Consider the following 23,517-nt stretch of genomic DNA (forward strand, 5'->3'; position numbering starts at 1 on the left):
GTTTGCTACGAACATAGAGCGACGACACACTCAATCTAAGAGCGTTCAATCACGCCCCTCGGAGGGTTGATCGGGCAATAAAAGATTAAAAATTAATCGTAGTGGTTAAAATTTAATCAAAATTGAATCGGCGACCCATGATCGGATGATGTCAGGCAGAGTTCCGTGCACAGTGGTTGAAGCGAGTCTGCATTATGCGGCGGGGCTGAAACATGGGCCATCTTCGCCCTTGCTGACGCTGTAGATTGATTGTCGCTTAACAAGGCTCATTTTCTGCTCGCATCTGTTTAAATGTTTTGATAGAGGGTTTCGCAATTCAGGGGTTTGTCATAATCAAGCCTTAAAAATACTGCGGGTGTGGCGAAATTGGTAGACGCACTAGATTTAGGTTCTAGCGCCGCGAGGCGTGGGGGTTCAAGTCCCTCCACCCGCACCAAATATTATAAAAGGACAAGACAGATATGCAGGTCACTGAGACCCTCAAAGAAGGCCTTAAACGCGAATATTCGATCGTGGTAAGCGCCGGTGAGCTTGACGCGAAGGTCAATGAGAAATTGACAGAAGCGCAGCCCGAAGTTGAATTGAAGGGCTTTCGGAAGGGCAAAGTGCCGCTCGCACTGCTCAAAAAGCAGTTTGGAAAGCGGTTGCTGGGCGAAGCGATGCAGGAAAGCATCGATGGTGCGATGAACCAGCATTTTGATGAAAGTGGCGAACGGCCAGCGCTGCAGCCTGACGTTAAAATGTCAAACGAAGACTGGAAAGAGGGCGACGATGTTCATGTCGACCTAAAATATGAAGCGCTTCCGACGATTCCCGAGCTTGACTTTAAAACTGTCGAGCTCGAGCGTATGGTGGCCAAAGCTGATGCAGACAGCGTTGATGAGGCGTTGAACAATCTGGCCGCGTCATCGCAGAATTTCAAAGACCGCCGGAAAGGCTCGAAAGCCAAAAATGGCGATCAAGTTGTGTTCGATTTTGTTGGCTCAGTTGATGGCGAAGAATTTGAAGGTGGCTCTGCCGAAGATTATCCTTTGGTTTTGGGCTCAAACAGCTTCATCCCAGGGTTTGAAGATCAGCTTGTGGGCGTGAAAGCCGGCGCAGAACTGGACGTTAACGTGACATTCCCCGGCGATTATGGCGCCGAGAATTTGGCTGGCAAAGATGCGCTGTTTAAATGTGCCGTGAAATCGGTGCAAGAGCCGGTTGCCGCGGAAATTAACGATGAGCTGGCCACTAAATTTGGCGCCGATGATCTTGAGGCGTTGAAGACTCAAGTGTCCGAGCGGCTCGAAAATGAATATGCCGGCGCGGCCCGGGCTATTACCAAACGGGGCTTGCTGGACGCGCTTGATGAAATGGTAGATTTTGATTTGCCACCTTCGTTGGTTGAAGCCGAGGCAAAGCAGATCGCGCATCAACTTTGGCATGAAGACAACCCGGATGTCGAAGGGCATGATCATGAAGAGGTGGAAGCCACTGCCGAACATACTACGCTTGCCGAACGCCGGGTGCGTCTTGGCTTGCTATTGGCCGATATCGGCATGAAAGCCAGCATTGAAGTGACCGATGCTGAAATGTCGCAAGCCATCATGCAGCAGGCCCAGCAATATCCGGGTCAAGAGCGGCAGTTTTTTGAATTTGTTCAACAAAACCAAGCTATGCAGCAACAGATTCGCGCGCCAATCTTTGAAGATAAAGTTGTGAATTATGTGTTTGAATTGGCAACAATTACCGAAAAGACGGTAACGAAGGATGCGTTACAAGCCGCAGTAGAGGCGCTTGAGGATAGCTGATTTTTTGATTTTATCGATGCTCTTTATCAAAGCCCACCCTGTTTGCGGTGGGCTTTGTTTGTTAAGAGGGCTGAAAAAATTGGCGCGGCTCAAATGTCCAAAAATAGGTGGGGGTATTGGGCCTTAATGAATGTAAGGGTTGATAACGTAGTAGAATGACGGATCGGTTTTCATATTCGGTTGCGGCGCGCGATGGCAAAACGCGGGCGGGAAAGATTTCGACCCCGAGAGGCGATATCCGCACGCCTGCCTTCATGCCAGTGGGTACGGCGGCCACGGTGAAGGCGATGATGCCAGAAAGCGTGGCAGCAACGGGGGCAGATATTCTGCTTGGCAATACCTATCATTTGATGCTGCGGCCGGGGGCCGAGCGGGTGAATGCTTTGGGGGGCTTGCACAGGTTTATGAATTGGCAGCGCCCAATTCTAACCGATAGTGGCGGGTTTCAGGTGATGTCTTTGGCCGGTTTGCGCAAACTGACGGAGCGGGGCGTTACCTTTAAATCGCATGTTGATGGATCCAAGCACGAGATTACCCCCGAACGCTCGATGGATATCCAACGCCTTTTGGGTAGCGATATTGTGATGTGTTTTGATGAATGCACGCCCTTTCCCGCTGACGAGAAAACCGCCTTGGAGAGTATGCAATTGTCAATGCGCTGGGCGGCGCGTTCCAAAGAGGCATTCGGGGATCGCCCGGGGCATGCTTTATTTGGTATTCAGCAGGGCAGCGTGTTCCCCGAGCAGCGCGCCGAAAGCGCCGAGGCTTTGAAGACCATTGGGTTTGATGGCTATGCGGTTGGCGGGCTTGCGGTGGGCGAAGGGCAAGAGGCGATGTTTTCGGTGCTTGACTATGCCCCTGATATGTTGCCGCAGGATAAGCCGCGCTATCTGATGGGGGTTGGCAAACCGGATGATATCGTTGGCGCGGTGAAACGGGGTATCGATATGATGGATTGTGTATTGCCCTCGCGCTCGGGGCGCACGGGGCAGGCCTTTACCCGCCAAGGTGTGGTGAATATCAAAAACGCCCGTCATCAGGACGATCCGCGCCCGCTTGACAGCGCCTGCAGCTGCCCGGCATGCAAAAATTACTCGCGGGCGTATCTTCATCATGTTTTTCGTTCGCAAGAAATGATTTCGGGGATGCTGCTCACCTGGCATAATCTGCAATATTATCAGGATTTAATGGCCGATATGCGCGCGGCGATTGCAGCCGGTCGTTTTGCCAGTTTTGAAGCCGAGTTCTATTCTCAGAGAGCGGCAGGAGATATCGCCCCATTGTAACCTGGCTTTGGCGCGTTTTGCACCGGTTTTTTAGGCGCGCGCGGCTACGATATAAACCGTGGCGTCATAGGAAATTTTGCCGTCTTTCTGGCGCGCTGCGGATTGCGCCAGCATCGAGCGGAACACTTTGGCGCGCTCAGCCTCCCCCATTTCGGCTAAAGTCATAATCCGCGTGGCTAAGCCGATCTGCATCAGCAGCTTGGCATCTTCTTCGGGGCTGTCTTTGGTGGTTACTCGTGTGGGGGTTTTTGCGATCTCAATCTGCTGAAAACCGGCCTCTTCAAGCAGGCTGCGCAGATATGCGGCATCGCTGAACGCCAAAGGCCCCGGCGCGCGGCCGGGGGCGATAAAAGGCTGATCTGTATGCTGCAAGGCGGCTTGCAACGGCGCATAAAAAAATTCGTTTTCCTCCAAAGGGGCCCAGCAAACAAAGTGTAACCTGCCTTCAACGGTGAGTGCGGATTTGATGTTTTGAAAGGCTTTCACCGGGTTTTCGAAGAACATAACGCCAAATCGTGAGATCACCGTGTCAAATTTTTGTAACGCAAAGCGATGCGCCTGCGCATCAGCCAAGACAAAGTTGATGTTTTCGTGATTCGCGCATTTCTGCGCGGCCAAATCTAAAAGTGGTTTTGAAATATCCAAGCCAGTAATCTGCGCGCTTGGTGGGGCGCGTTTTGCAAGCGCAAGCGTGGTGCCCCCGCCGCCGCATCCGATATCAAGAATCCTGCCGGATGGGCGAAGATCCAAATTTTCCAGAAGCAATTGACTGATGGACTCCAGCCGCTCGCTCATCAAGCGGTCATTTTCCACCCAAGACAGGCCAGGTTCTTCGTTCCAGAATTTCCCTTGATCTGGGTTTTCGCCAAAATCCGCCATTTGCTCTGCCTCGCTTTCAGGATATTTACATCGGCCCACTATAGTGCAGGCGCGGGGCGGCGCATTACTTCTTTTCCACCGGCTCTATTGGCGCAGCGGCTTTCTGCCAAGCCGTGAATCCCCCGGCAATATGCGTGACTGGAGATAATCCCATTTGCTGCGCGACCTGTGCGCTTAGGGCTGACCGCCAAGCGCTGGCACAATAAAATACATAGGTTTTATCTTGGTTGAACAGTTCTTTATGATAGGGGCTTTCTGGATCAATCCAGAATTCCAACATTCCGCGCGGGCAAGAAAACGCATTTGGTATTTTTCCCGAGCGCTGCAGCTCGCGAATATCCCGTAAATCGATAAAGACGTGATCTTGGCTGTCCAATAGGCCGGCGGCCTCTTCAACGGATATACTGGGCACGACAGCATTGGCTTCTGCGAGCAATGCCTTGATACCTTTGGTTATTTTTTGCGCCATGGTTAAATTCCTAAATGCAGTTTGGGTTTCCAAAACGGCCGGAAAAGTTCTATTTTTGGGCAACGGTTCATCACCACTTTCATCCCCGCCTCTTCGGCAAGCCGCGCGGCGTCATCATTGCGCACACCAATTTGTCCCCAAAGCACTTTGGCCTTGATGGCAATCGCTTCGCGGGCGATTCCCAATAAATCCTCGGGGCGGCGAAACACCTCCACCATATCCACAGGGCGGTCAATCGCATCCAGTGATGGGTAAACTTTTAATCCGCGGATTTCTTTCAAACCGGGGCGTGGATTGATGGGGATCATATCATAGCCGGTTTCGCTGAGTACCCTTAAAACGCCATAGCTGAACTTGGTTTTATCGGGGCTGGCACCCACCATGGCGATGGTTTTAACCGACGATAGGATGTCATTTAAATACCCGTCAGGGTAAGGGGCATCGTGGTCCATATAAGTCATGGAGCTTTCTCCAATTTTGTGGCGATATCGGCTTTCAATTCATGCGGGGCAAGCGGATCCAAGAAGGGGTTGCGATAGAGCTTGTCATGGCTTTCAACGCCAATTTCAAACGTGCAATCGCTGAGCGGGCGGGCGACGCATAAAATGACATAGCCATCCGTAATCTGGCGATTGTTCAGCGCCACTTGCGGCGCTTGATTCACCCGGCCTGTGGTGAGCTTAGCCGCGCAGGTGATGCAACCGCCATATTTACAGCCATAAGGCAAATCAACGCCTTGGTCGCGCAGGCTGTCGAGCAGCGGTTTGCGATGATCCACCTCATAGGTGGCGCCATCGCGGTTTGCCAACGTGATTTTATGCATCATAGCCAGATATCGCTTGTGCAATCGCCACCGGGATAGCGGGTTTCGTGGCACCGGCTTGGGCCGTTGGGCTCTTTGCCAAAATCCACCACGAAATTCGGATCAATTTCCATACCGCCATTTTCAGTGTCGCAATTCACCATCAACATACAGCCACCATTGGTTCGGATTTCTGGATAAAACTGATTGTCCCACGTACTGAATAAAGAGGTGGTGACATAGAGCCGCTTACCATCCAGACTGAGCTGAATCATTTGCGGACCGCCGGTGACTTTCACGCCGTTCACCTCTGGTGCTTTGCCCAGCAAGCCCCCCATCCACACCTGGCCGGTAAGCTTTGCATGATGCGGATCGCTGATGTCATATTGGCGTATATCGCCATGTAGCCAATTGCACAGGTAAAGATATTTATCATCCATGGATAAAAGAATAACCGAAATTACCCCGGGAACTGGGATCGGCCATTCCGGATGCGGTTCATTTTCAACATCGACAATTTTTTCCCATTGCCACTCGTCATTTTGATCTTTCCACCAATGAATAATATTTGCGCTGAGCGCGGCGCCGACAAAGCCATGTGAACTGTCCGGATCGTGATGAAAACGCACTTCCAATGGGATCAGTCCATCTTCACCCAAATACATGCTTTTGATCGGCTCTTTCTTTTCAAAATCCCAAAAATGGATTTCTCGGCCGTATTTGAGATGCCCCACTTCTTCCAGATCAAAACCAGGCATAAAGGTATTGGGCGCGCCCCATTCAGAGCTGACCATAACGTTGTGGCGCGGTTGATACCAAAAATCATAGCCGAATTTGATATCGCCCATCGAGTTTTCCCAACGTCCAACGATTTCGAAGTCTTTGTTAAGGTGTAAATAACCTCCCGGCGCGTTGCCTTGCGCATCGCCTAGCATTGAAATGATGATTTCCGAACCCAAGCAATGGATTGTATGTGGCGCGCTGAGATTGGTTTTGGCTTTGATATCGGCCCCATCAATCACCTTGAACAGCGTTGGATTGCGCGGGTCTGTGGCGCAATCGATGATATGGATATTGGAAGAGCGCACGCCGGGCACCAAAAGATATTTACGCGCCATTGAGGCATCGTCAAAGCAAGAAGAACAGGCATTCCAGCCCATATGGTGCAGTTCATCGCCAATCCCGGGCACTTCGCAGCGGCTGATCACTTGCGAATAGGTGGGGCTGTCAGGATCATTATCGATTGTCGCCAGATAATCGGGTTTTTGGATGCCCGTGCCCGTGTAGATGGCGATTGTGTAGAGCAGCTTTTCACGAGGTGCCTTCATCGCTTCGGCAGGGGAGGCATATCCGGGGCCGCAACATTCCATTCTTTTCTCCAGACCGATTCGAGATGCTTGACTTTTCTTACGTTATTCTTATTACATGAGACAAATGTCTGTAAAGTGAGAATTTATGCATCTGGCGCGCGTGATGAAAGTATTGGAGGCTGTGGCCATGGCGGGTCGGCCAGTTACGGCCTCAGAAGTGCAGCAATTGACCGATCTGCCGCGACCCACCTGCTATCGGTTGTTGCACTCAATGCAGGCGGAGCAATTGCTGGATGAGGTTTCTTCAGGGCGGTTCATCGTCGGAGAAAGTTTGGTGCGCTTGGCGCTTTTGGGGCAAACAGATGTAGATATTTGCCGCAGCGCTGCGCCAAAATTGCAGCGCGCTGCCGATGATTTGGGCGAGGCGGTCTTTTTATCGCGCTTTCGCAATAGGGGCGTTGAAATTATCCATGTGGAAGTGCCGGGCGATGCAAAACGCTCATTCGTGCATCCAGGGCTCGGGTTTCGCCCGATGCATGCTTGTTCATGCTCAAAAGTCATCGCAGCCTTTGCGGATGATACGTTTCGACAAGATATTTTATCTGGCCCGATGCGCTCCTTTACCGAATATACGCGCTGTGATCCGCAACGCCTGTCGCGCGAGTTTGATCAGATTCTCAGCAGCGGCTATGCCGAATGCGTACAGGAAATCGAACTGGGGGTATCGTCGGTTGCGGCTCCGGTGCAAATCGGATCGGTTGGGGCGCTTTACAGCATTGGCGCCACCGGGCCGGTACGCCGCTTCACCAAAGACCGCCGCGCTCAAATCGGAGAGCAGCTTTGCCAGATGGCGCAGAAAATAGGCCATTCTTTGCAGGTTGCGGGAGCTGCCGCTTAGCGCCCTATATTTGGGCGAGAAGTGGCAAAATAATGCACTTCCTGCGAACAGCAGCGGATCTCTAAATATCGCAAATTTTGGCCGTATATAAGGTGTTGAAATCGGTCAGGAGATCACAATGCAGCACCAAGAGGTTTATATTCCAAACTTTATGCGCAGCTTTTTGGGTGATGTAAACATTTATTATGAGGCGCTGCCCGAAACGTTTCAGAGCGAATTAAAAAGCTATATGTATCATATTGCTTGGGCGGTGAATGAGGATCTGCCGATCGACGATCCAGATGATAAATTTGACTTCATCAAAGAGCGCTTTGATGCGGCGCGCACGCGGCTGATGAACTGAGCTTTTTCGGTTTGCCTAAGCAGCTGTGGCTTGGGTTTTTGGCAGCGTGAGCACCAAGATCAAGCCCAAGGCCATGAGAACCGCCAAGGTAATAAAGGCGCTATCATAATTGCCTGAATAATCAAACACCATACCAGCAAGTATTGGCCCAATGGCACCGCCGATCGTGCCAAAAAATAAAATAATGCCAAACAGCGCTCCATGCGATTGCATCCCAAAATATTCCGCAACGGTGGGCGAGACGACGGAAAAAAAGCCACCATGGCCAAAACCGTAAAGCGCCATAAACACGAATAAAGCGGTATGATTTTCCCATAAAAGCAGGGCGTTAAGGCTGATTAAAATCGGAATAAAGCAGGCGCTATAGGCGGCTTGGCTTCCCAAGCGATCTTGGAAATATCCCGTCGCGAGCCGGCCGGCCATGCTGGCGGCGCCAATCACAGTTAGCAACAAGGCCGCACGCGCGCCGGTCATGCCCATATCCATGCCATAAACCGCGATATGGGTTGGGATTGTCATCAAAGTGGGGAAAAATAAAAATTGTATCAGACAAAGTTTTTTGAACGTCAAACTGCGTTTGGCGTCTTGAAATGAGGCAGTTGCAAGTTTGGCTTGCGCAGCTGTTGGCTTCTCGTTTTCCGGGCGCGACATTAATAGGGCGGCTGCCAGAAGGCTCAGAGCTGCCAATAGGCCTAAAATTACCAAACTGCGGCGCCAGCCATAGCTGAGAATCAAAAAAGCGGCGATCGGGGGCAAGGTCATTTGCCCCGCCGCGGTTCCCAGCTTTACCAGACCAGTGATGAAACCGCGCCCTTTGGGAAACCATCGCGCCACGGTTGAGAGGGTTACGACATCATGGGTGCCCATCCCCAAACCAATAAAGACGACGAAGATCATGAGCAATTGCCACGGCTGCGTGATCTGGGACATTAAAATAAATCCAAGCCCATACATCAGCCCGGTAAAGCCTAACACCAGCCGAGGGCCATAGCGATCAGAGAGACGCCCCGCGATAATCGCCAACACCCCCATGACGAAAAACGCCAATGCCGAGCAGCTTGACAGCAGCGTCCGCGACCAGCCGAATTCCGTTTCAAACGCGCTAAAAAACACCCCGTAAGAAAACAAAAATCCGATCACGATAAATTGGGTTAAGCACGCCCCCGCAAACACTTTATAGCGTGTCACATTTAGTCCTTTGTTTTTGGTCTCGCTTCGCGCAAGCAAACGGCGTTTGAGGCCCAGTTTGAGGCCTGTTAAAATAACCGGTTACACAGGTTAGTCTGGAGTGCCCGCTTTGGTAAAGCGCTCATTTTAGAAATCCTCCATTTTGCCAGGTGCCGCTTACGCGGCTGCCATCTTGTTTAAGCAAAACCCCCAGCCCGTGGCGGCGGTTGTTTTTAAAATAGCCTTGAAATAATTCGCCATTTTCCAATAATAATTTGCCTATGCCATTAAATTGGTCCTGCTGCCAGACGCCCTGATAAATCGCCCCCCAGGGCAATTCAAAACGGCCGAAGCAATCGCTCCAGGGTGCAAAGTTTGAGGTTGGGCAGGGTGGTTTATGGCGTTTGGCCTGCATGAAAGCGGTGTCAGTTTGATCTTCAATGGAAACCCAGCGCTGCGCTGGTTGCTGGGCCTTATCAAGCAGACGGCGTAGGGAAGAGGCTTCGCTGGTATAAGAAGAGACCGTTTGATGTTGGCCCAGTTGGGGCGCCTCTAATCGCGCAATGGGAAGAGAAATGCGTTGATCGAATTGGGCTGGCGGTGCGCTGGCCTGGCTTTTGATTGCAGGTGCCAGAGCCAACTCTGTCGCAAAGGTCAGCTCTGGCCGCCAGTCAACCTGTAAAAAACCGCTGCGGTCGATAATTGGCAGAGCAATCAAGACAAAAATAGCCGTGTTCAAGGCTAGGCTTATTATATTTAAGACCAGTTTTACTGCGTACACGCTGTGCCTTTCTCATCCAGCGGGGCTCTTTAGGCAGTGCTTTGGTGCCCCTCGGGCGCGCTTGCCCTGTTGAGATCCTTTAGTGCCGGTCTAGAGAAGCTTAATGCTAAAGATCACGAAAGCAAGGGCGCCTCTGGGCGGCCCCCAATCCGTTTTTTATCGCTGCGAAGGCGCATTTGAAGCGGTCTTGTCGCTTCTTGCCTTATTGATCATCGATCACGGCTGCGTTTCAGTCTTGGGCCTTATCTGGCGCTTTCACAGATCCATCAATAGGAAGTCGTGATGAGATTTACCACAAGTGGAAAAACCACCATAATTGCGATAATGATGATCAGTGAGATGCCTGCGCCCTTTAAATTTCCCTGCTCGTTTGACATGTTTTCTCCCCCATTTAAGACCTATAGCATAAAAATCGTAAAATGAGGACTGTTCAATTTAAGCACAGAGTCTCTTTAATATGCACAAGCGCCCACGCTGGGGATTGGATGGCTCTGACGGTTTAAACGGGCTGTTTTGCCATTTGAAGATCGTAGCGTCTATCGCAGCGCGCGGCCAAGATCAGATCATTCAAATGTAAATCTGCAATTTTATGGCTCCACCAGATAACGATCACTTTGCCCCATTCGGTCTGAATGCTGGGATGATGGCCTTCTTGCTCGGCCACCTCGCCCACCGCATTCGTAAAGGTGAGCGCGTCTTGAAAGTTCTTGAAGTTATAGCTCCGCTCGATGCGTTTGACACTATCGCGATGGGTCATCGCCCAATTTGGGTTCTTGGCCAAAAAGTCAGCCAATTCTGCCGCGCTGGCAGGTTCGGCATCCGGTTGGCATGCCACGCAGATCTTTTGGGAAAATTCAGTCATAGGGAAAGCGGCCTTTTTGAAAGTGACAATTTCAGAGAGTAAGTATAGCGCAAAATGAGAGGGCGCAAAATTTAAAACCAACGTTTATGGCGCTAGGCTTTTAAGCGCAAGAAGCTGAGGGCGCCTTGGGTGAGGCTTTTCTGCAGGATCATAAAAACCAATGTGTTTTGAGAATTTGAGCAAAGAAGAGACTGTTTCTGGCTGGTCGTTAGCAGCGCCTTGCTTTAGATGTAGCGTTCAGAGAAGTGGTAAAGACACGGAATGCCCAAGTGAGACGCTTAAAACGGATTATATTGGTTGGCCTCTTATGCGCCCAACCTGTGTCTGCGCAACAAGGCAGCTTTTTAAGCGAATTGTTTGGTCAAACACAGCAGCCCGCAAACGCGGGCCAAGAGAGCGTCATTGCGCCTTGGCAAGAAGAGATACAAGAGCCCGTTGAAGAACAAAGCCTGCGCGAAATTGTTGCCCAGCAACTTCCCTTTTACCCGTTGCTGATTGCAGAAAAAAACTATGAGAGCAGCTTGCGCTGTCTTGATCAAATTCAATATTTGTTTGATCAAAAAAATGAACAAGGCGCCTTCACAATTTTACGGCAAGATTATTGGTTGGATGTGTTGCTTGAGGTGGAAATGGAACTGTATTTTTGCGACGGTCCGGTTCTGCGATCTTATATCTCCAAAGATCGTGCGGTGCCTGCGCGCTGGTATTCGGTGCGAACTTCCTTACCGGAATTGTTGAAATCAACGGATCAAAACGAAGAAAATCTTGTTGAAATCGAGCCGCGTTGGACCGAATGAAAAGCCCGGTCCTGCTGGTTTATCCGATTTTAAAGCCCAAGAACCCAGTTGCCCCAGCAAGCAGAGTTGCGCCTGTTTGCGCGCATTGCGCCTGAAGCGCGACGGTATCACCTTCTTCCAGATACGCGAGGCTTTGGGTTGAAAGCGTTGCGGATGAGTGGCTTTTAAGATCGGGTAATACGCGCAATGAGCGGGATCTTTCCCCCTCAAGCGGGCAGTCAAATCTGATCTGGCAACTTTGTTCTACCGCATCTGTATTGTTCAAGAACACATTTGCTGAAAAGAAATAGGTTCCAGCGCTGGGCGCGCGAAACTGATTTGCCTCAGAATCAAAGCATAGCTGGTCATTATATTTGCTTTCGTTAACGGGGACGCGTTGCCAAATGGCCTCCTGGAGCGGATAGTCGTAATTCAGCACGGCGTCAAAGCGCGGCAATGTGGGGCTTGATAAAATCCCGCTCTGGCTGTCAAGGGTCAGGCTGTCTTGATGCGTCCCCGCCTCATCTATACGGCTGATTTTAAAATCATTTGAGCCAAAACACCCCATGCTAAGATGCGGCTTGTAATTATTTTGAAAAACCAATCCGTTATCTTGCGACTCCGCATTTTTATTCAAAATGTGTATAACACCACCTGCCACGTCATCGCTTTGGCTGATGCTGGTCCAAAGGATTGTTTGGGATTGTACCGCGAGCCTTTGGGTTTCGGTGGTCGTGGCATGGATCGAAAGCGCCTCAAGGGAGTGATGCGGATTGGCATCTGCCAAAATGACCCAGGCGGACCCGAGATAAACCATCAGTTTTTTCTGATCCGAAACAAAGAGCCGCCAACCGGTTTTGGGCGTTAAAAACATCCAGGCGGCATCTTGCCAGATCGCGACGTGATGCGCCCAGCCTTGCCAGCCATCTTGGGCGTTTGGGGGCACCAGATAACACGTACCCTCTTCCTGCTCTGTGGGCGGCGTGCTGAGCGCATCCGAAACGACGCTCATGTGGATTAATCCGTCAATTTGGCGAATGGCTTGATTATGCGTTACGTGTTTTTGGGCTTGCGCGGGTTGTATATAAGGGAGGGTCAGGCGGGGCGAGTGTTCAAACATACTTCAGCCAGTCAATAAGGAGCATCAACGCCTAAAGTGCTAGATAACTGGTTAAATCTTTCTCTCCGCGCGGCGCGCATCCTTAACCAAGGCTTAATAGGTTTTTACATGTTGGCCCGTCTTGCCGGCTTTCGGATCTGACAGGCGGGTTGGCCTTTAAAGCCGGGATTACAGATTGGGCCGCCCTCGGCTTTTCGAAATGCACCCGCATTTTGCAGCGTTCACGCGCCGCGTGCGTTTCAGATTTTTGAAATTCAGAGCCACGATATATTATATCGAGGGCGGTTTTCAAACGCTACTGGCTGTCCGATATCTGCACCATCTTGCGCGAAGCTGTAACAAGTTAAATTTAATCTTTTGCAAGTGCCGCAATATTGCCGTGTTTCATTAAGCCTTTTTGCGGGGGTTTTCTTCAGCCTGACAGCCATGCGTGGGGACGCTTGGGGGTAGGGAGTTGATTAATATTCACTGGAAGGGTGCGTTTGGGGCAACGCAATTTGAACCGGATCGACGGCCGATCGGATTTTGGGCTGACCCAGCTAAAGGCAATTTGCACGCGTTGGATTTTCAAGACGCCAAAGAATTTGTGTTTTCGCTGCAAAACGGGGCCTCTGACACGGGCACCATAAGGGCGTTGAAATCAGAGCATTATCATGAGTTTCAGGTCGCAGGTATCCAGCATCGGATAGATGAGGCATATTTGCAGGCGGCCAGTCATCGGCATGACGGCGGTTCTGGTGTTTCAAATAGCTTTTTTTGGCATAACCTTGGGAGCGGGCAGTTCAATCAAAGTGCCCATATTCTTCAATTGGCTGAAGATAACGCAAGTCAGTTTGCGCTTGGGTCCCGCGCCGGAAATGGGTTTGCCTTACTGGATGACCCGCGCCAGAAAGAAAGCCCGGTTTGGGCATCAATTCCTGATCAAGCCCACCACTATCTCGATCATGTGGTTGATCTTGCTGCCATTCGTAGCGAGTCAGGCTATTTTATTTATGCCGCCTCTGGGGTTGAGGCAGGCCTGTCCAGCTTTCATCTCGGCGCGGGCCATGACATATCATTCTTGCAAGATATTGGAGCCAAGCAATCTTTGCCGATTGCTGGGATCACGCATGTTGAAGCTGCCTCGTTAAATGGGGCACGGTTTTTGATAATAGCCGCGCAGGGTACCAATTCTGTTAGCGTCATGCGGGTGGCCGAAAATGGTCACTTACGCCCCGTGGATCACCTGTTGGATGATCATCTGATGCGGTTTTCTAATCCATCAGCGCTGAGTTATGCCGAATTTGACGGGCGCGGCTTCGTTGCGGTGTCGGGGGCTGATAACGGGCTCAGCGTATTTGAGCTTTTGCCCGATGGTCTTCTATTACATCAAAGCACATTCCTTTCCTCCGCCGAGGGCGGGGCACTAGGGGCGGTTTCGCAATTGGAGTTTGTGCAAAATGGATCCGAGTTTCTGTTGTTAAGCCGGTCTTCTGGTCAAACGGGTATTGGCCTTTTCCAGCTGGAACTGGGGCAGAAAAAATCAGAGGGCATTCAAGGGAATCAGGATCATAATATTTTGATTGCCAGCGCCAATGATCGATATCTTTATGGCGGGGCAGGCGCGGATATTTTGATCGATGCAGCTTATACCCAGTCATTATCGGGGGGGGCGGGTGCTGACCGCTTCGTGATGAGGGCAGACGCCGCGCATGACGTGATCGTTGATTTTGATCCTCGCGTAGATCAATTGGATTTATCATTCTGGCCAGAGCTTTACAGCGTAGATCAATTGGACTTTGATGCGCTGGTTGATGGCGCGCGGCTCGGCCATGGAGATGAAACCCTTACATTAAAGACCGTAGCAGGGCAGATCTTGCAGCAGGCGGATCTTAAAAGCATCGACGTTCAGTTTGCATCGCATTTTGATGTTGAATTGGCTGAAAGGCTCAGCAGTGAGCCTGCACCCGCGGATCCGGCGTTAAAGCCCGGCGTGACGCTTGCGGCGCCTCAGCCGGAAACCGTGTTTCCGCTGCCATCTTCAGAGGTTGCAGCTTTGCCCAAGATTTTATCTGCGCTTGAGGCAGAAGCAAGCGGCGTTTCGTTTATGCACGCCGTTTTTGAGGTCTTTTCGTTAAGCTCCAACTGGGACACGCCCGTAGCCCCTGCGCATCAGTTGCCTTTGGTCGGGGACCATTCCGGCGTTACGGTGGCCGGCAATGAGGGCGCTGATGCATTACTGGGCTTGAGCGGGCACGATATTTTGTTAGCAGGCGGAGGAGATGATCTTTTATCAGGTGGGTCTGGCTATGATCGCTTGTTTGGCGGAGCCGGAGAAGATGTTCTTTTTGGGGGCGAAGGGCATGATTATCTTGTCGGCGGGGCTGGTAGAGATTGCTTTGTTTTCGCGCCACCATCGGGCAATGAGATTGATATTATAAAGGATTTTGATCCTAATTTAGACCAGCTTTGCTTTCTGACCCGCGATGGTAAAGCTGCTCAAGCGGGGTTTGATAACCTGAATATGCAAGCCCATCATCAGGATCTTTGGATCGATTTTGCCGGGCGCGGCATTCTTCTAAGCGGGCTTGATCCGTCAGAGTTCAACGAGGCTCATGTCGTCTTTGATAGTTTTGGGATGTGGTGATCACAGCGCTTAGGCGCTTTTGTTATACGGCTTAGCCGAGTCTAAGATTGCAGGAAATTGCAGTTACAGCCGCGCTGGCTTTAGTTTTGCTTGACCTTATCCCAGCCTTACGGCTTTACAAGGCTCAAGCAACTTTAGGATACCACCACATGGCAGCAGAGACCGCGCCCCAATTCGCAGAAACAGAACGCTCTAAATCAAAAAAACTGTCAGCATTGCAGGGTTTATTACCTTTTCTGTTGCCCTATAAAGCTTTGATGGGCGCCGCATTTCTGGCGCTTATTCTGACCGCAGGCGTGTCGTTAACCTTGCCACTGGCAGTGCGTCGGGTGGTGGATAATTTCGGTATTCCAGACGATTCCACATTGGATAAATATTTTGCGGCGGCGCTTGGCATCGCGGCCCTTTTGGCCTTGGGAACCGCGCTGCGCTATTCCTTGGTCACGCGCCTTGGCGAGCGGGTTGTGGCAGATATCCGGCGGGCAGTCTTTGATCGCGTGATCATGATGAGCCCGTCTTTTTTTGACAACATACTTACCGGAGAGGTGCTGAGCCGCATCACAACCGATACGACCCTAATCCTATCGGTCTTAGGCTCATCGATTTCAATCGCTTTGCGCAATTTACTGATCTTTATCGGGGGCTTGGCGTTGATGTTTCTCACCTCGGTAAAGCTGACGGGGTTGGTGTTGTTGATCGTTCCTGCCGTGGTCATTCCGATTTTAACGCTCGGCCGGCGTGTGCGCCGCTTCAGCAAGCTCAATCAAGATTGGATCGCCGCCAGCTCTGGCACCGCGTCGGAATCGCTTGGCGCCGTACAAACGGTTCAAGCCTTTACCCATGAAGCGCAAACCCAAGCCGATTTCGCGGATGTCACCGAAAAAAGCTATTTGGTTGCCATTCAAAGGGTGAATACGCGCGCTTTGATGACGATGATTGTCATTTTTCTGGTGTTTTCGGGCGTCGTCGGCGTTTTGTGGATTGGGGCCCGCGACGTAAGAAGCGATCTGATCAGCCCTGGCACGTTGATCCAGTTTTTGATCTACGCGATCATGGTGGCAGGATCAGTTGCCGCGCTGTCTGAGATTTGGAGCGAATTGCAGCGCGCCGCTGGCGCAACAGAGCGACTTGTCGACCTGCTGTCATCGCAGGATCATGTGTTGGACCCTGTGTCTCCAACGGCGCTTCCGGCGAATGCGAAAGGAAAATTAAGTTTTCAAAACGTCTCTTTTCGCTATCCAATGCGGCCGGAAGCGCAGATTTTAAAGGATATCTCGTTTGAGGTGGAACCAGGTGAAACGGTGGCGCTTGTAGGCCCTTCTGGAGCGGGGAAGTCGACCATTATCCAATTGCTGCTACGCTTTTTTGATCCACAAAATGGGGCGATCTTATTTGATGGTATCAACCTTAACGAATTGACCCGCAGCGCGTTTCGCAAGCGTATGGCCGTGGTGCCACAAGACCCTGTTATTTTTGCTGCCTCGGTGCGCGATAATATTCGATTTGGTCGCCCTGATGCTACCGATGAAGAGGTTTTGAAAGCTGCTCAGGCCGCTGCTGCAGCCAAGTTTATAAAAAAATTACCGCAAGGTTTTGATACTTATGTGGGAGAGCGCGGGGTTTTGCTGTCGGGTGGGCAAAAGCAACGGATTGCGATTGCGCGTGCAATTTTGCGCGATGCCCCTGTGCTTTTGCTGGATGAAGCCACCAGCGCGCTGGATGCGGAAAGCGAACGGGCAGTACAACTGGCAGTGGATGAACTGGCCCGCGACCGTACGACCCTGATTGTGGCGCATCGTTTGGCGACCGTGAAGAAAGCAGACCGCATTCTTGTCTTGGATCAAGGCGGCGTGGTTGCAACTGGCACGCATGACGATCTGGTGGGCCAAGGGGGGCTTTACGCCAGGCTGGCAAAATTGCAATTCACCGATGGGGAGGTGATAGAAACTGCGGTGTAAAGCTTATAGTTCTTGAAAAACCAGCCCGCTTCCCGCAAGATTATCTGGGATAAAAATATATAAAATTGGGAGAATTTTATGGGCTTTGCTTCGATCGAAGACTCACTAGCGCTTGAAAAAGAAATGTCTTGGGAACAAAGAGATGTGGCCAAAACGCTCTTTGGGCTGTTGAGCGAAACCGCCGATAAATTTCCCGAGCGCCCGGCGATCAGTTATCAGTTGCTTTCGGGTCCGCAGGATAAAGCGGAAACTCTGAACTGGCGCAGCTTGCAGCAGAAAACCGCGCAGGCGGCGAATATGTTCAGGGCCTTGGGTGTAGGGCCTGAAGATGTGGTGGCCTTTGTTTTGCCCAATTGTAACGAAACCGCCCTTACTATTTTGGGCGGGGTCGTGGCAGGGGTGGTAAACCCGATCAACCCCTTGCTGAACGTGGATCAAATTTCTTCAATTTTGCGCGAAACCAATGCCAAAGTTGTGGTGACCCTAAAGGCGTTTCCCAAAACCGATGTCGGGCAAAAAACAGCCGCGGCTGTTGCGCAGGCGCCGAATGTGAAAACGGTGTTAGAAATTGATCTCAACCGTTATCTAACGCCTCCTAAAAAATGGTTGGTGCCGTTGCTACGGCCAAAAAACCCCGTCTCGCATAATGCGGAGGTGATGGATTTCACCGAAAAGCTATCACAGCAAGCCACAACCTTAAATTTCGAAGATATTCAAAAAGACCGGGTGGCGGCGCTGTTCCATACAGGTGGCACCACAGGCATGCCCAAAGTAGCGCAGCATACTTATTCGGGGATGATCTATAACGGCTGGCTTGGAGGTACACTACTCTTTGATGAATATGATAAGGTTATGTGCCCACTGCCATTATTTCATGTTCTAGCCTGCAATGTTATTTTAATGTCAATGATGTCATCCGGCGGGCATGTCATTTTTCCAACCCCAGCAGGGTATCGTGGTGAGGGCGTATTTGATAATTTCTGGAAATTGATCGCGCGTTGGAAGGTGACCTTTATTGTTGGGGTGCCGACGGCAATTTCTGCTCTTATGCAACGCCCGGTAGATGCTGATATCAGCTCTGTAAAAAGCTCTTTTTCAGGGTCGGCGCCTTTGCCAATTGAGTTATACAAGCGTTTTGAAGAGGCTAGCGGTGTAAATATCGTAGAGGGATATGGCCTGACCGAAGCCACGTGTTTAGTGTCCTTCAATCCGATTGACGGAACCAAAAAAATTGGCTCTGTCGGTGTTCGTTTGCCATATTGCCTGATTAAAGTCGTAAAAAAAGAGGAAGATGCGTTGGTCGAATGTGCGGCCAATGAAATTGGTGAAATTTGCGTTTCCAACCCCGGAGTGTGGCCTGGTAATACCTATACGGAAGCGGCCAAGAACGTAGATCTTTATTACGAAGATAAGTTTTTAAGAACCGGTGATCTGGGTCGCTTGGATGAGGATGGATATCTGTGGATTACAGGCCGCGCCAAAGATTTGATCATACGCGGGGGTCATAATATAGATCCTGCTCAAATTGAAGAAGCGCTTTTGGGCCATGCCAGTGTTGCCTTTGCAGGAGCGATTGGACAACCTGATGTGCATTCAGGGGAATTGCCCTGCGTTTATGTTGAATTGGTGGCCGATGGTGAGGTGACGCCCAATGAATTGAAGGCATTTTGTGAAGAGCATGTGCCAGAGCGGGCCGCGCATCCAAAATATGTTGAGATTTTGGACGAGCTTCCAAAAACGGCGGTGGGCAAAGTCTTTAAACCTGATCTGCGCAAGCGCGCGATCACACGAATCTTTAACGCAGCTTTGAGTGACGCGGGCCTACAGGCTTCAGTGGTTGAGGTGCGCGATGATAAGCAACTTGGAATGATCGCATGCGTTTCCAGCGAGGCCAGCGATGGCGAGATTACGGCTGTGCTGGGCGGCTTTGCGAATACGTGGCGCCGCGCATAAAGCCGCGGGCAGCGCCGAATTGCTTTTGGAATGGGCTCTTAGAGCGCTTGATAAAAGCGCGTTGCGCTTGAACTGGTTATGCAAATGGTAGCGGATAGAGGGGCTTTGTAATGTCAGAAGAACACCGTCCGTCCGTTGCGATTCTTGGCTCTGGTCCAAATGTGATGGCGGCAAGAGATTGGCCAGAACACCCGTTTGATAAGCTTGTGGTGATCAACAACGCGTGGCAAGTGCGCCCGGATTGGGATGACCTGGTTTTTCCATATGATTTTCCGCCCGAGCGGCAGCCGACAAATTTAAAGCCACGGCAACGCTTGATTGGCGAGGCCGAGTTTGTTCCCGTACAAAATCAATATGGTGGGTTTGTCTATGCGGGTGCAACCATGGCATTCACCACCGCCTATTGGGTTTTGGGGCATTACAACCCGCGGGAAATCGCTTTTTTGGGATGCGATATGTCTTATCCCAAAAGCAGCAAAACGCATTTCTATGGCACCGGCACGGCCGATCCTTTGCGCGAGGATATCACGCTGATCTCGCTTGAGGCAAAAGCTGCGCGGCTTTATGCGCTTGCGCTTGCGCAGGGTTGCGAAATCACCAATCTGTCACAAGAGACCAGCCGCTTGATCGCGCCCCGGCGCAGCCTGTTAGAACCGCGTCCGAAACCCTTTGAGATAGATAAGGTGCAAAAAGCCCATGCGCTCGCCCGCGAGCAAGAGCTGGCCTATTATGTTGCGTCAGGGCGTTATTGGGAAGAGTTGGAACGCTTTGATATAGAGCAGATAAAACGCCTTGATGCGCTTTGGAGCAATGTGGTCATAGCACCCAAAGAGGGCGCCGCGCTTATGCGCGGTTATTGACTCTGATAGGTATTGGGCAAGGGGCTCATTTCCAGATGCAGCTTGGTACCGGTATAGGGGTGCGCCCGCGCCAGCGCTTCATTCACCTCGATCCCCAAGCCAGATTGGGATGGCGCTGCAATATATCCGTTTTCCACAGTGATGCTGGATGCAATCAAGTTTTTATGAAACTCGGTTTCGATCGTTTCGGCGATCAAGAAATTTGGAATGGAAACGCCCAAATGAATATTCGCGGCCCATTCAATCGGGCCTGCATAAAGATGTGGCGCGACCTGAGCGTTGAAGGTTTCGGCGATAGCTGCCATTTTTTTCATTTCCCAAATACCCCCGGCGCGCCCCAATGCCGGCTGCATGATGGCAGCGCCTGCGGTTCTGAGCAGGGTGGCAAATTCGGCTTTCGTGGTCAGCCTCTCTCCGGTTGCGATGGGTATGCGCAGCGCCGCCGCAACTTTCGCAAATTCAAGCAGATTGTCGGGTGGAATAGGCTCTTCAAACCACATGGGTGAAAACCTTTCCAGGGCCTTTCCCAGTTGAATTGCCCCGGCGGTGGAAAATTGACCATGCGTTCCAAACAGCAAATCTGCTTTATCCCCGACAGCGGCACGAATTTTTTCACAAAACGCAACAGACCGGGAGATGTCAGATCGTGAAGGCATGTGGCCCCCAAATTGGGTATAGGGGCCGGCCGGATCAAATTTAACAGCGGTATAACCGCGATCTACCAAGGCCGCGGCGCTTTCGGCGGCCATATCGGCATCGCTCCAAAAGGCATCCTCTGGGTGGTGTTGTAACGGGTAAAGATAGCTATAAGCGCGCAGTTTTTCGTTGACCATGCCCCCCAATAAGGCCCAGACGGGGCGGTCACGTTGTTTGCCTAAAATATCCCAACAGGCGATTTCCAAACCCGAAAATGCCCCCATGACAGTTAGATCGGGGCGTTGGGTAAAGCCTGAAGAATAGGTTTTTCGAAACAAAGCCTCAATGTTTTCGGGGTTCTGATTGAAAAAGTGCCGGTCAAAAACATCTTGAATGACCGCCTGCATCGCGCTCGGGCCCACGCTTGAGGCATAGGCTTCCCCCCAACCGATCAGGCCCGTATCAGTGGTAAGCTTGATCAAAATCCAATAGCGCCCCCCCCATCCCGGGGCTGGCGGCGCCGTGACGATAATATCAAGATCGGTAAGCTTCATCTTCAGCCCTTAATATCAAATACAATCACATTGCGCCGCGCTGCGCCGGTTTTGGTGTCAGCGATGGCCTCATTGATCTGCTCAAAGCGAAAACGCCCAGAGATCAATTCGTCCAGCTTTAAGCGGCCTTGATGGTATAAATCGACCATCCACGGGATATCACGACGGATCACCACATTGCCCATTTTTGAGCCGATCATGCCTTGGTTGACAGCCGCCATTTTCACCGGTTCAAAGGTTGAGCTATCGCCATTTTGTGGCATACCAACCATGATCACTTTGCCGCCATAGGCAAGATAACGGGCCGCCGTGTCATAAACTGCGCCGATGCCCACAGTCACAAAGACCGCATCGACGCCCCGTCCTAGCGCCTTTTTAACGCTTTGCCAGGGCTTTGCCTCGCTGGCCAACACCACATCAGTTGCGCCAAATTCACGCGCAATGTCTAATTTTTCAGGGTTCATATCAACAGCAACGATGCGTCGTGCACCAGCCAGTTTCGCCCCTTGAATCGCATTCAGGCCGACCCCGCCTGCGCCAATGATCACGGCGTCTTGGCCGGGGCGTAACTGCGCCGCATTGACCACCGCGCCAATTCCGGTGATCACTCCACAACTTAATAACGCGGCCACATCAAACCCTAAATTATCTGCAACTTTTACGGCTTGGCTTTGATCTATAACAACTTTTTCAGCAAATGCGCCGCAGGCCATGCCCTGATGCAGCTTGCCGCCCGTGGCTGTTTTGATCGGGCCATAATCGCCATCATAGCGGGTTTCGCAAACTGTGGGCGCTCCGGTGCTGCAATTTCCACAATGCCCGCAGGCTCGGATCAGCGTTACGACCACATGATCGCCAATGGCAAAGCCTGATATGCCATCGCCCAAACCCGAAACAATGCCCGCCGCTTCATGCCCATAGACCGCGGGCAGCGTCCCGCCCCAAGCTCCGTCAATATATGAGATATCGGAATGACAGATCGCCACAGCACCCAATGTAACTTCTATTTCGCCCTCTATGGGAGCACGCAGTTCAATCGTTTCGATTTTTAAATCGGTTCCGAATTCATGGCAAATAGCGGCATTGACCAATGGCATTGAAATCTCCTCTTTGGTCGCAGTGTGTCAAGCTTTCTGGAAGGTGCAAGGCAGAATGTGCTTTTTTATTCGCCAGCAGTATTGGGTGCAACAGGTTGCGCGCTGCGGCGTAGAAAGATAACCAGGCACAGACCAATTAAAACCGCCGAGCAGATAAACGGAGCCCCAGGGAAATAGAACGGCGCCGTGGGGGCGGTAAAGACCGAAAAAACGAATGTCATGGTCAAAGGCGTGATCACCATTGAAATAGAATGCAAGCTGCCTAAAACGCCTTGAAGCGTGCCTTGCGTATCATTTGGCGTTGCTTGAGACATAATGGATTGCAGGGCAGGCTGGCCGATCACCCCAAGCGATGCAACGGGGATCAAAAACAGCAATAAAATACCATTGGTTACCAAAGCCAGCATAATCATCGCCAAAAGTTCAAAGCAAAACCCGATGATCACCGTTTTTGTCTCGCCAAATCTTGCAATGGCGGGGCGCACCAGCCCGCCTTGAACGATCGCAAAAAATACGCCGTAGATCGTTAGGGAAACGCCGATCATGCCGGGCGACCAGTCAAACCGCTCGACGGTAAAAAACGGCCATATGGCGGCATAAACCGAGGTGGCAATGCCGTAAAGAAGAGTGACTGTTAAGAACATCCTTAAGCCCGGAAAACCCGCGACGGTTTTCAAAGCCCCAAATGGGTTGGCCCGGCGCCAATTAAAATTGCTGCGTATATTATCCGTCACGCTTTCGGGTAGGATGATAATCCCCATCACCGCGTTCAAGGCGGCCAAAGCCGCCGCGGCAAAAAACGGCGCGCGCGGCCCCCATTCGCCCAAGAAGCCGCCCAAAACCGGACCCAGCACGAAGCCCATCCCAAACCCGGCGCCCAGCAGGCCAAACCGTGCTGCTTTTTCAGAGGGCTTTGAAATATCGGCCATATAGGCCGAGGCCGTGGGCTGCGTGGCGGATGTGATTCCCCCGATAATGCGGGCTACAAATAACAGCCAAATGGTTTGTGCAAAGCCCATGGCCAGATAATAAAACGCCATCACCACAAGCGAGACCAGTAAAATTGGCTTGCGGCCGATCCGATCCGATAAAGAGCCCAAAATAGGCCCGAAAACAAATTGCATCGCGGCATAAATTGATGCCAGAAGCCCCCCCCATATCGCCGCCTCTGCAAGGCTGGCGCCGGGAAGAACATCGGTGAGCAGGGCAGGTGTGACGGGGATAATAATGCCAATGCCCATTGAATCGAGCACCACGGTCATCACCAGAAACACGATCGTGAGGCGGGTGACCTTTACGCTGCTTGCGGGGGTTTCACTCATGCCTTGACGCTTTTGCTAAACCCGC

Annotated in this window: 21 protein-coding genes and 1 tRNA gene; 10 read left to right on the top strand and 12 right to left on the bottom strand. The window is 51.5% G+C overall.

What is annotated here, in order from left to right; genetic code table 11:
- Positions 1-351 precede the first annotated feature (351 nt).
- The 3 genes from GN241_05595 (at position 352) to tgt (ending at position 3,079) form a co-directional block, all read left to right on the top strand.
- Positions 352-436: transfer RNA gene (locus GN241_05595), tRNA-Leu, on the top strand.
- Positions 437-461: 25 nt separating this feature from the next.
- On the top strand, positions 462-1,793 hold the full coding sequence (locus tag GN241_05600; GenBank protein ID XAT56886.1) for a trigger factor: 1,332 nt from the start codon (positions 462-464) through the stop codon (positions 1,791-1,793).
- Positions 1,794-1,948: 155 nt separating this feature from the next.
- Entirely contained in the window at positions 1,949-3,079 is a 1,131-nt protein-coding gene (gene tgt, locus GN241_05605; protein XAT56887.1) for a tRNA guanosine(34) transglycosylase Tgt, read from the top strand.
- A 30-nt stretch (positions 3,080-3,109) separates the two neighbouring features.
- Here the strand turns inward: tgt and GN241_05610 are convergent, their stop codons facing one another.
- The 5 genes from GN241_05610 to GN241_05630 form a co-directional block, all read right to left on the bottom strand.
- The gene (locus GN241_05610) at positions 3,110-3,958 is read right to left on the bottom strand and encodes a methyltransferase domain-containing protein (protein XAT56888.1); all 849 of its coding nucleotides are present in this window, start codon (positions 3,956-3,958) and stop codon (positions 3,110-3,112) included.
- Between the two features lie 64 nt (positions 3,959-4,022).
- The gene (locus GN241_05615; GenBank protein XAT56889.1) at positions 4,023-4,427 is read right to left on the bottom strand and encodes a rhodanese-like domain-containing protein; all 405 of its coding nucleotides are present in this window, start codon (positions 4,425-4,427) and stop codon (positions 4,023-4,025) included.
- A 2-nt stretch (positions 4,428-4,429) separates the two neighbouring features.
- Positions 4,430-4,888: a CoA-binding protein gene (locus tag GN241_05620; GenBank protein XAT56890.1), complete on the bottom strand. Its 459-nt coding sequence runs from the start codon at positions 4,886-4,888 to the stop codon at positions 4,430-4,432.
- Entirely contained in the window at positions 4,885-5,250 is a 366-nt protein-coding gene (locus GN241_05625; protein XAT59188.1) for a 2Fe-2S iron-sulfur cluster binding domain-containing protein, read from the bottom strand. The genes GN241_05620 and GN241_05625 overlap by 4 nt, the downstream gene beginning before the upstream one ends.
- Positions 5,250-6,599, bottom strand: a complete 1,350-nt coding sequence (locus GN241_05630; GenBank protein XAT56891.1) for a selenium-binding protein — start codon at positions 6,597-6,599, stop codon at positions 5,250-5,252. Before GN241_05630 ends, GN241_05625 begins: the two co-directional genes overlap by 1 nt.
- An 85-nt stretch (positions 6,600-6,684) precedes the next feature.
- Here GN241_05630 and GN241_05635 point away from each other — a divergent pair, with 85 nt between their 5' ends.
- Positions 6,685-7,437, top strand: a complete 753-nt coding sequence (locus tag GN241_05635) for a helix-turn-helix domain-containing protein (GenBank protein XAT56892.1) — start codon at positions 6,685-6,687, stop codon at positions 7,435-7,437.
- A 118-nt stretch (positions 7,438-7,555) separates the two neighbouring features.
- Positions 7,556-7,780: a hypothetical protein gene (locus GN241_05640; protein ID XAT56893.1), complete on the top strand. Its 225-nt coding sequence runs from the start codon at positions 7,556-7,558 to the stop codon at positions 7,778-7,780.
- A gap of 15 nt (positions 7,781-7,795) precedes the next feature.
- On the opposite strand, the gene GN241_05645 is transcribed toward GN241_05640, so the two are convergent.
- From GN241_05645 to GN241_05655, 3 genes are all read right to left on the bottom strand, one after another.
- Complete coding sequence (locus tag GN241_05645; protein ID XAT56894.1) at positions 7,796-9,043, bottom strand: MFS transporter; 1,248 nt, start codon at positions 9,041-9,043, stop codon at positions 7,796-7,798.
- Positions 9,044-9,089: 46 nt separating this feature from the next.
- Positions 9,090-9,728, bottom strand: coding sequence for a hypothetical protein (locus tag GN241_05650; GenBank protein XAT56895.1), 639 nt, complete (start codon positions 9,726-9,728; stop codon positions 9,090-9,092).
- A gap of 499 nt (positions 9,729-10,227) precedes the next feature.
- Positions 10,228-10,590, bottom strand: coding sequence for a 4a-hydroxytetrahydrobiopterin dehydratase (locus GN241_05655; GenBank protein XAT56896.1), 363 nt, complete (start codon positions 10,588-10,590; stop codon positions 10,228-10,230).
- Positions 10,591-10,859: 269 nt separating this feature from the next.
- On the opposite strand from GN241_05655, the gene GN241_05660 reads away from it, so the two are divergent.
- On the top strand, positions 10,860-11,387 hold the full coding sequence (locus GN241_05660; protein ID XAT56897.1) for a hypothetical protein: 528 nt from the start codon (positions 10,860-10,862) through the stop codon (positions 11,385-11,387).
- A gap of 19 nt (positions 11,388-11,406) precedes the next feature.
- Here the strand turns inward: GN241_05660 and GN241_05665 are convergent, their stop codons facing one another.
- Positions 11,407-12,486 (bottom strand): DUF2793 domain-containing protein, encoded by a 1,080-nt coding sequence (locus GN241_05665; GenBank protein ID XAT56898.1) that lies wholly within the window; start codon positions 12,484-12,486, stop codon positions 11,407-11,409.
- A gap of 454 nt (positions 12,487-12,940) precedes the next feature.
- On the opposite strand from GN241_05665, the gene GN241_05670 reads away from it, so the two are divergent.
- The 4 genes from GN241_05670 to GN241_05685 all read left to right on the top strand — a co-directional run bounded on the left by GN241_05670 (position 12,941) and on the right by GN241_05685 (position 19,883).
- Positions 12,941-15,112 carry a hypothetical protein gene (locus GN241_05670; GenBank protein ID XAT56899.1) on the top strand — a complete coding sequence of 724 codons (2,172 nt, stop codon included), beginning with the start codon at positions 12,941-12,943 and terminating at the stop codon, positions 15,110-15,112.
- Positions 15,113-15,261: 149 nt separating this feature from the next.
- The gene (locus tag GN241_05675) at positions 15,262-17,070 is read left to right on the top strand and encodes an ATP-binding cassette domain-containing protein (GenBank protein XAT56900.1); all 1,809 of its coding nucleotides are present in this window, start codon (positions 15,262-15,264) and stop codon (positions 17,068-17,070) included.
- Between the two features lie 78 nt (positions 17,071-17,148).
- Positions 17,149-19,023, top strand: a complete 1,875-nt coding sequence (locus tag GN241_05680; GenBank protein ID XAT56901.1) for an acyl-CoA synthetase — start codon at positions 17,149-17,151, stop codon at positions 19,021-19,023.
- A 110-nt stretch (positions 19,024-19,133) separates the two neighbouring features.
- Complete coding sequence (locus GN241_05685; GenBank protein XAT56902.1) at positions 19,134-19,883, top strand: hypothetical protein; 750 nt, start codon at positions 19,134-19,136, stop codon at positions 19,881-19,883.
- On the opposite strand, the gene GN241_05690 is transcribed toward GN241_05685, so the two are convergent.
- The 3 genes from GN241_05690 to GN241_05700 form a co-directional block, all read right to left on the bottom strand.
- On the bottom strand, positions 19,877-21,073 hold the full coding sequence (locus tag GN241_05690) for a mandelate racemase/muconate lactonizing enzyme family protein (protein ID XAT56903.1): 1,197 nt from the start codon (positions 21,071-21,073) through the stop codon (positions 19,877-19,879). The genes GN241_05685 and GN241_05690 overlap by 7 nt on opposite strands.
- 2 nt (positions 21,074-21,075) lie before the next feature.
- A complete protein-coding gene (locus GN241_05695; GenBank protein ID XAT56904.1) occupies positions 21,076-22,170 on the bottom strand; it encodes a zinc-binding dehydrogenase in 1,095 nt (364 codons plus the stop codon).
- 65 nt (positions 22,171-22,235) lie between these two features.
- Complete coding sequence (locus GN241_05700; protein ID XAT56905.1) at positions 22,236-23,492, bottom strand: MFS transporter; 1,257 nt, start codon at positions 23,490-23,492, stop codon at positions 22,236-22,238.
- Between the last annotated feature and the right edge of the window lie 25 nt (positions 23,493-23,517).

The sequence above is a fragment of the Rhodobacteraceae bacterium IMCC1335 genome (assembly GCA_039640495.1).
Taxonomy (GTDB): Bacteria; Pseudomonadota; Alphaproteobacteria; order Rhodobacterales; family Rhodobacteraceae; genus Thalassovivens.

Coding starts and splice junctions, on each gene's coding strand:
- GN241_05600 (XAT56886.1), top strand. CDS start 462: ATGCAGGTCACTGAGACCCTCAAAGAAGGCCTTAAACGCGAATATTCG.
- tgt (XAT56887.1), top strand. CDS start 1,949: ATGACGGATCGGTTTTCATATTCGGTTGCGGCGCGCGATGGCAAAACG.
- GN241_05610 (XAT56888.1), bottom strand. CDS start 3,958: ATGGCGGATTTTGGCGAAAACCCAGATCAAGGGAAATTCTGGAACGAA.
- GN241_05615 (XAT56889.1), bottom strand. CDS start 4,427: ATGGCGCAAAAAATAACCAAAGGTATCAAGGCATTGCTCGCAGAAGCC.
- GN241_05620 (XAT56890.1), bottom strand. CDS start 4,888: ATGACTTATATGGACCACGATGCCCCTTACCCTGACGGGTATTTAAAT.
- GN241_05625 (XAT59188.1), bottom strand. CDS start 5,250: ATGCATAAAATCACGTTGGCAAACCGCGATGGCGCCACCTATGAGGTG.
- GN241_05630 (XAT56891.1), bottom strand. CDS start 6,599: ATGGAATGTTGCGGCCCCGGATATGCCTCCCCTGCCGAAGCGATGAAG.
- GN241_05635 (XAT56892.1), top strand. CDS start 6,685: ATGCATCTGGCGCGCGTGATGAAAGTATTGGAGGCTGTGGCCATGGCG.
- GN241_05640 (XAT56893.1), top strand. CDS start 7,556: ATGCAGCACCAAGAGGTTTATATTCCAAACTTTATGCGCAGCTTTTTG.
- GN241_05655 (XAT56896.1), bottom strand. CDS start 10,590: ATGACTGAATTTTCCCAAAAGATCTGCGTGGCATGCCAACCGGATGCC.
- GN241_05665 (XAT56898.1), bottom strand. CDS start 12,486: ATGTTTGAACACTCGCCCCGCCTGACCCTCCCTTATATACAACCCGCG.
- GN241_05675 (XAT56900.1), top strand. CDS start 15,262: ATGGCAGCAGAGACCGCGCCCCAATTCGCAGAAACAGAACGCTCTAAA.
- GN241_05680 (XAT56901.1), top strand. CDS start 17,149: ATGGGCTTTGCTTCGATCGAAGACTCACTAGCGCTTGAAAAAGAAATG.
- GN241_05685 (XAT56902.1), top strand. CDS start 19,134: ATGTCAGAAGAACACCGTCCGTCCGTTGCGATTCTTGGCTCTGGTCCA.
- GN241_05690 (XAT56903.1), bottom strand. CDS start 21,073: ATGAAGCTTACCGATCTTGATATTATCGTCACGGCGCCGCCAGCCCCG.
- GN241_05695 (XAT56904.1), bottom strand. CDS start 22,170: ATGCCATTGGTCAATGCCGCTATTTGCCATGAATTCGGAACCGATTTA.
- GN241_05700 (XAT56905.1), bottom strand. CDS start 23,492: ATGAGTGAAACCCCCGCAAGCAGCGTAAAGGTCACCCGCCTCACGATC.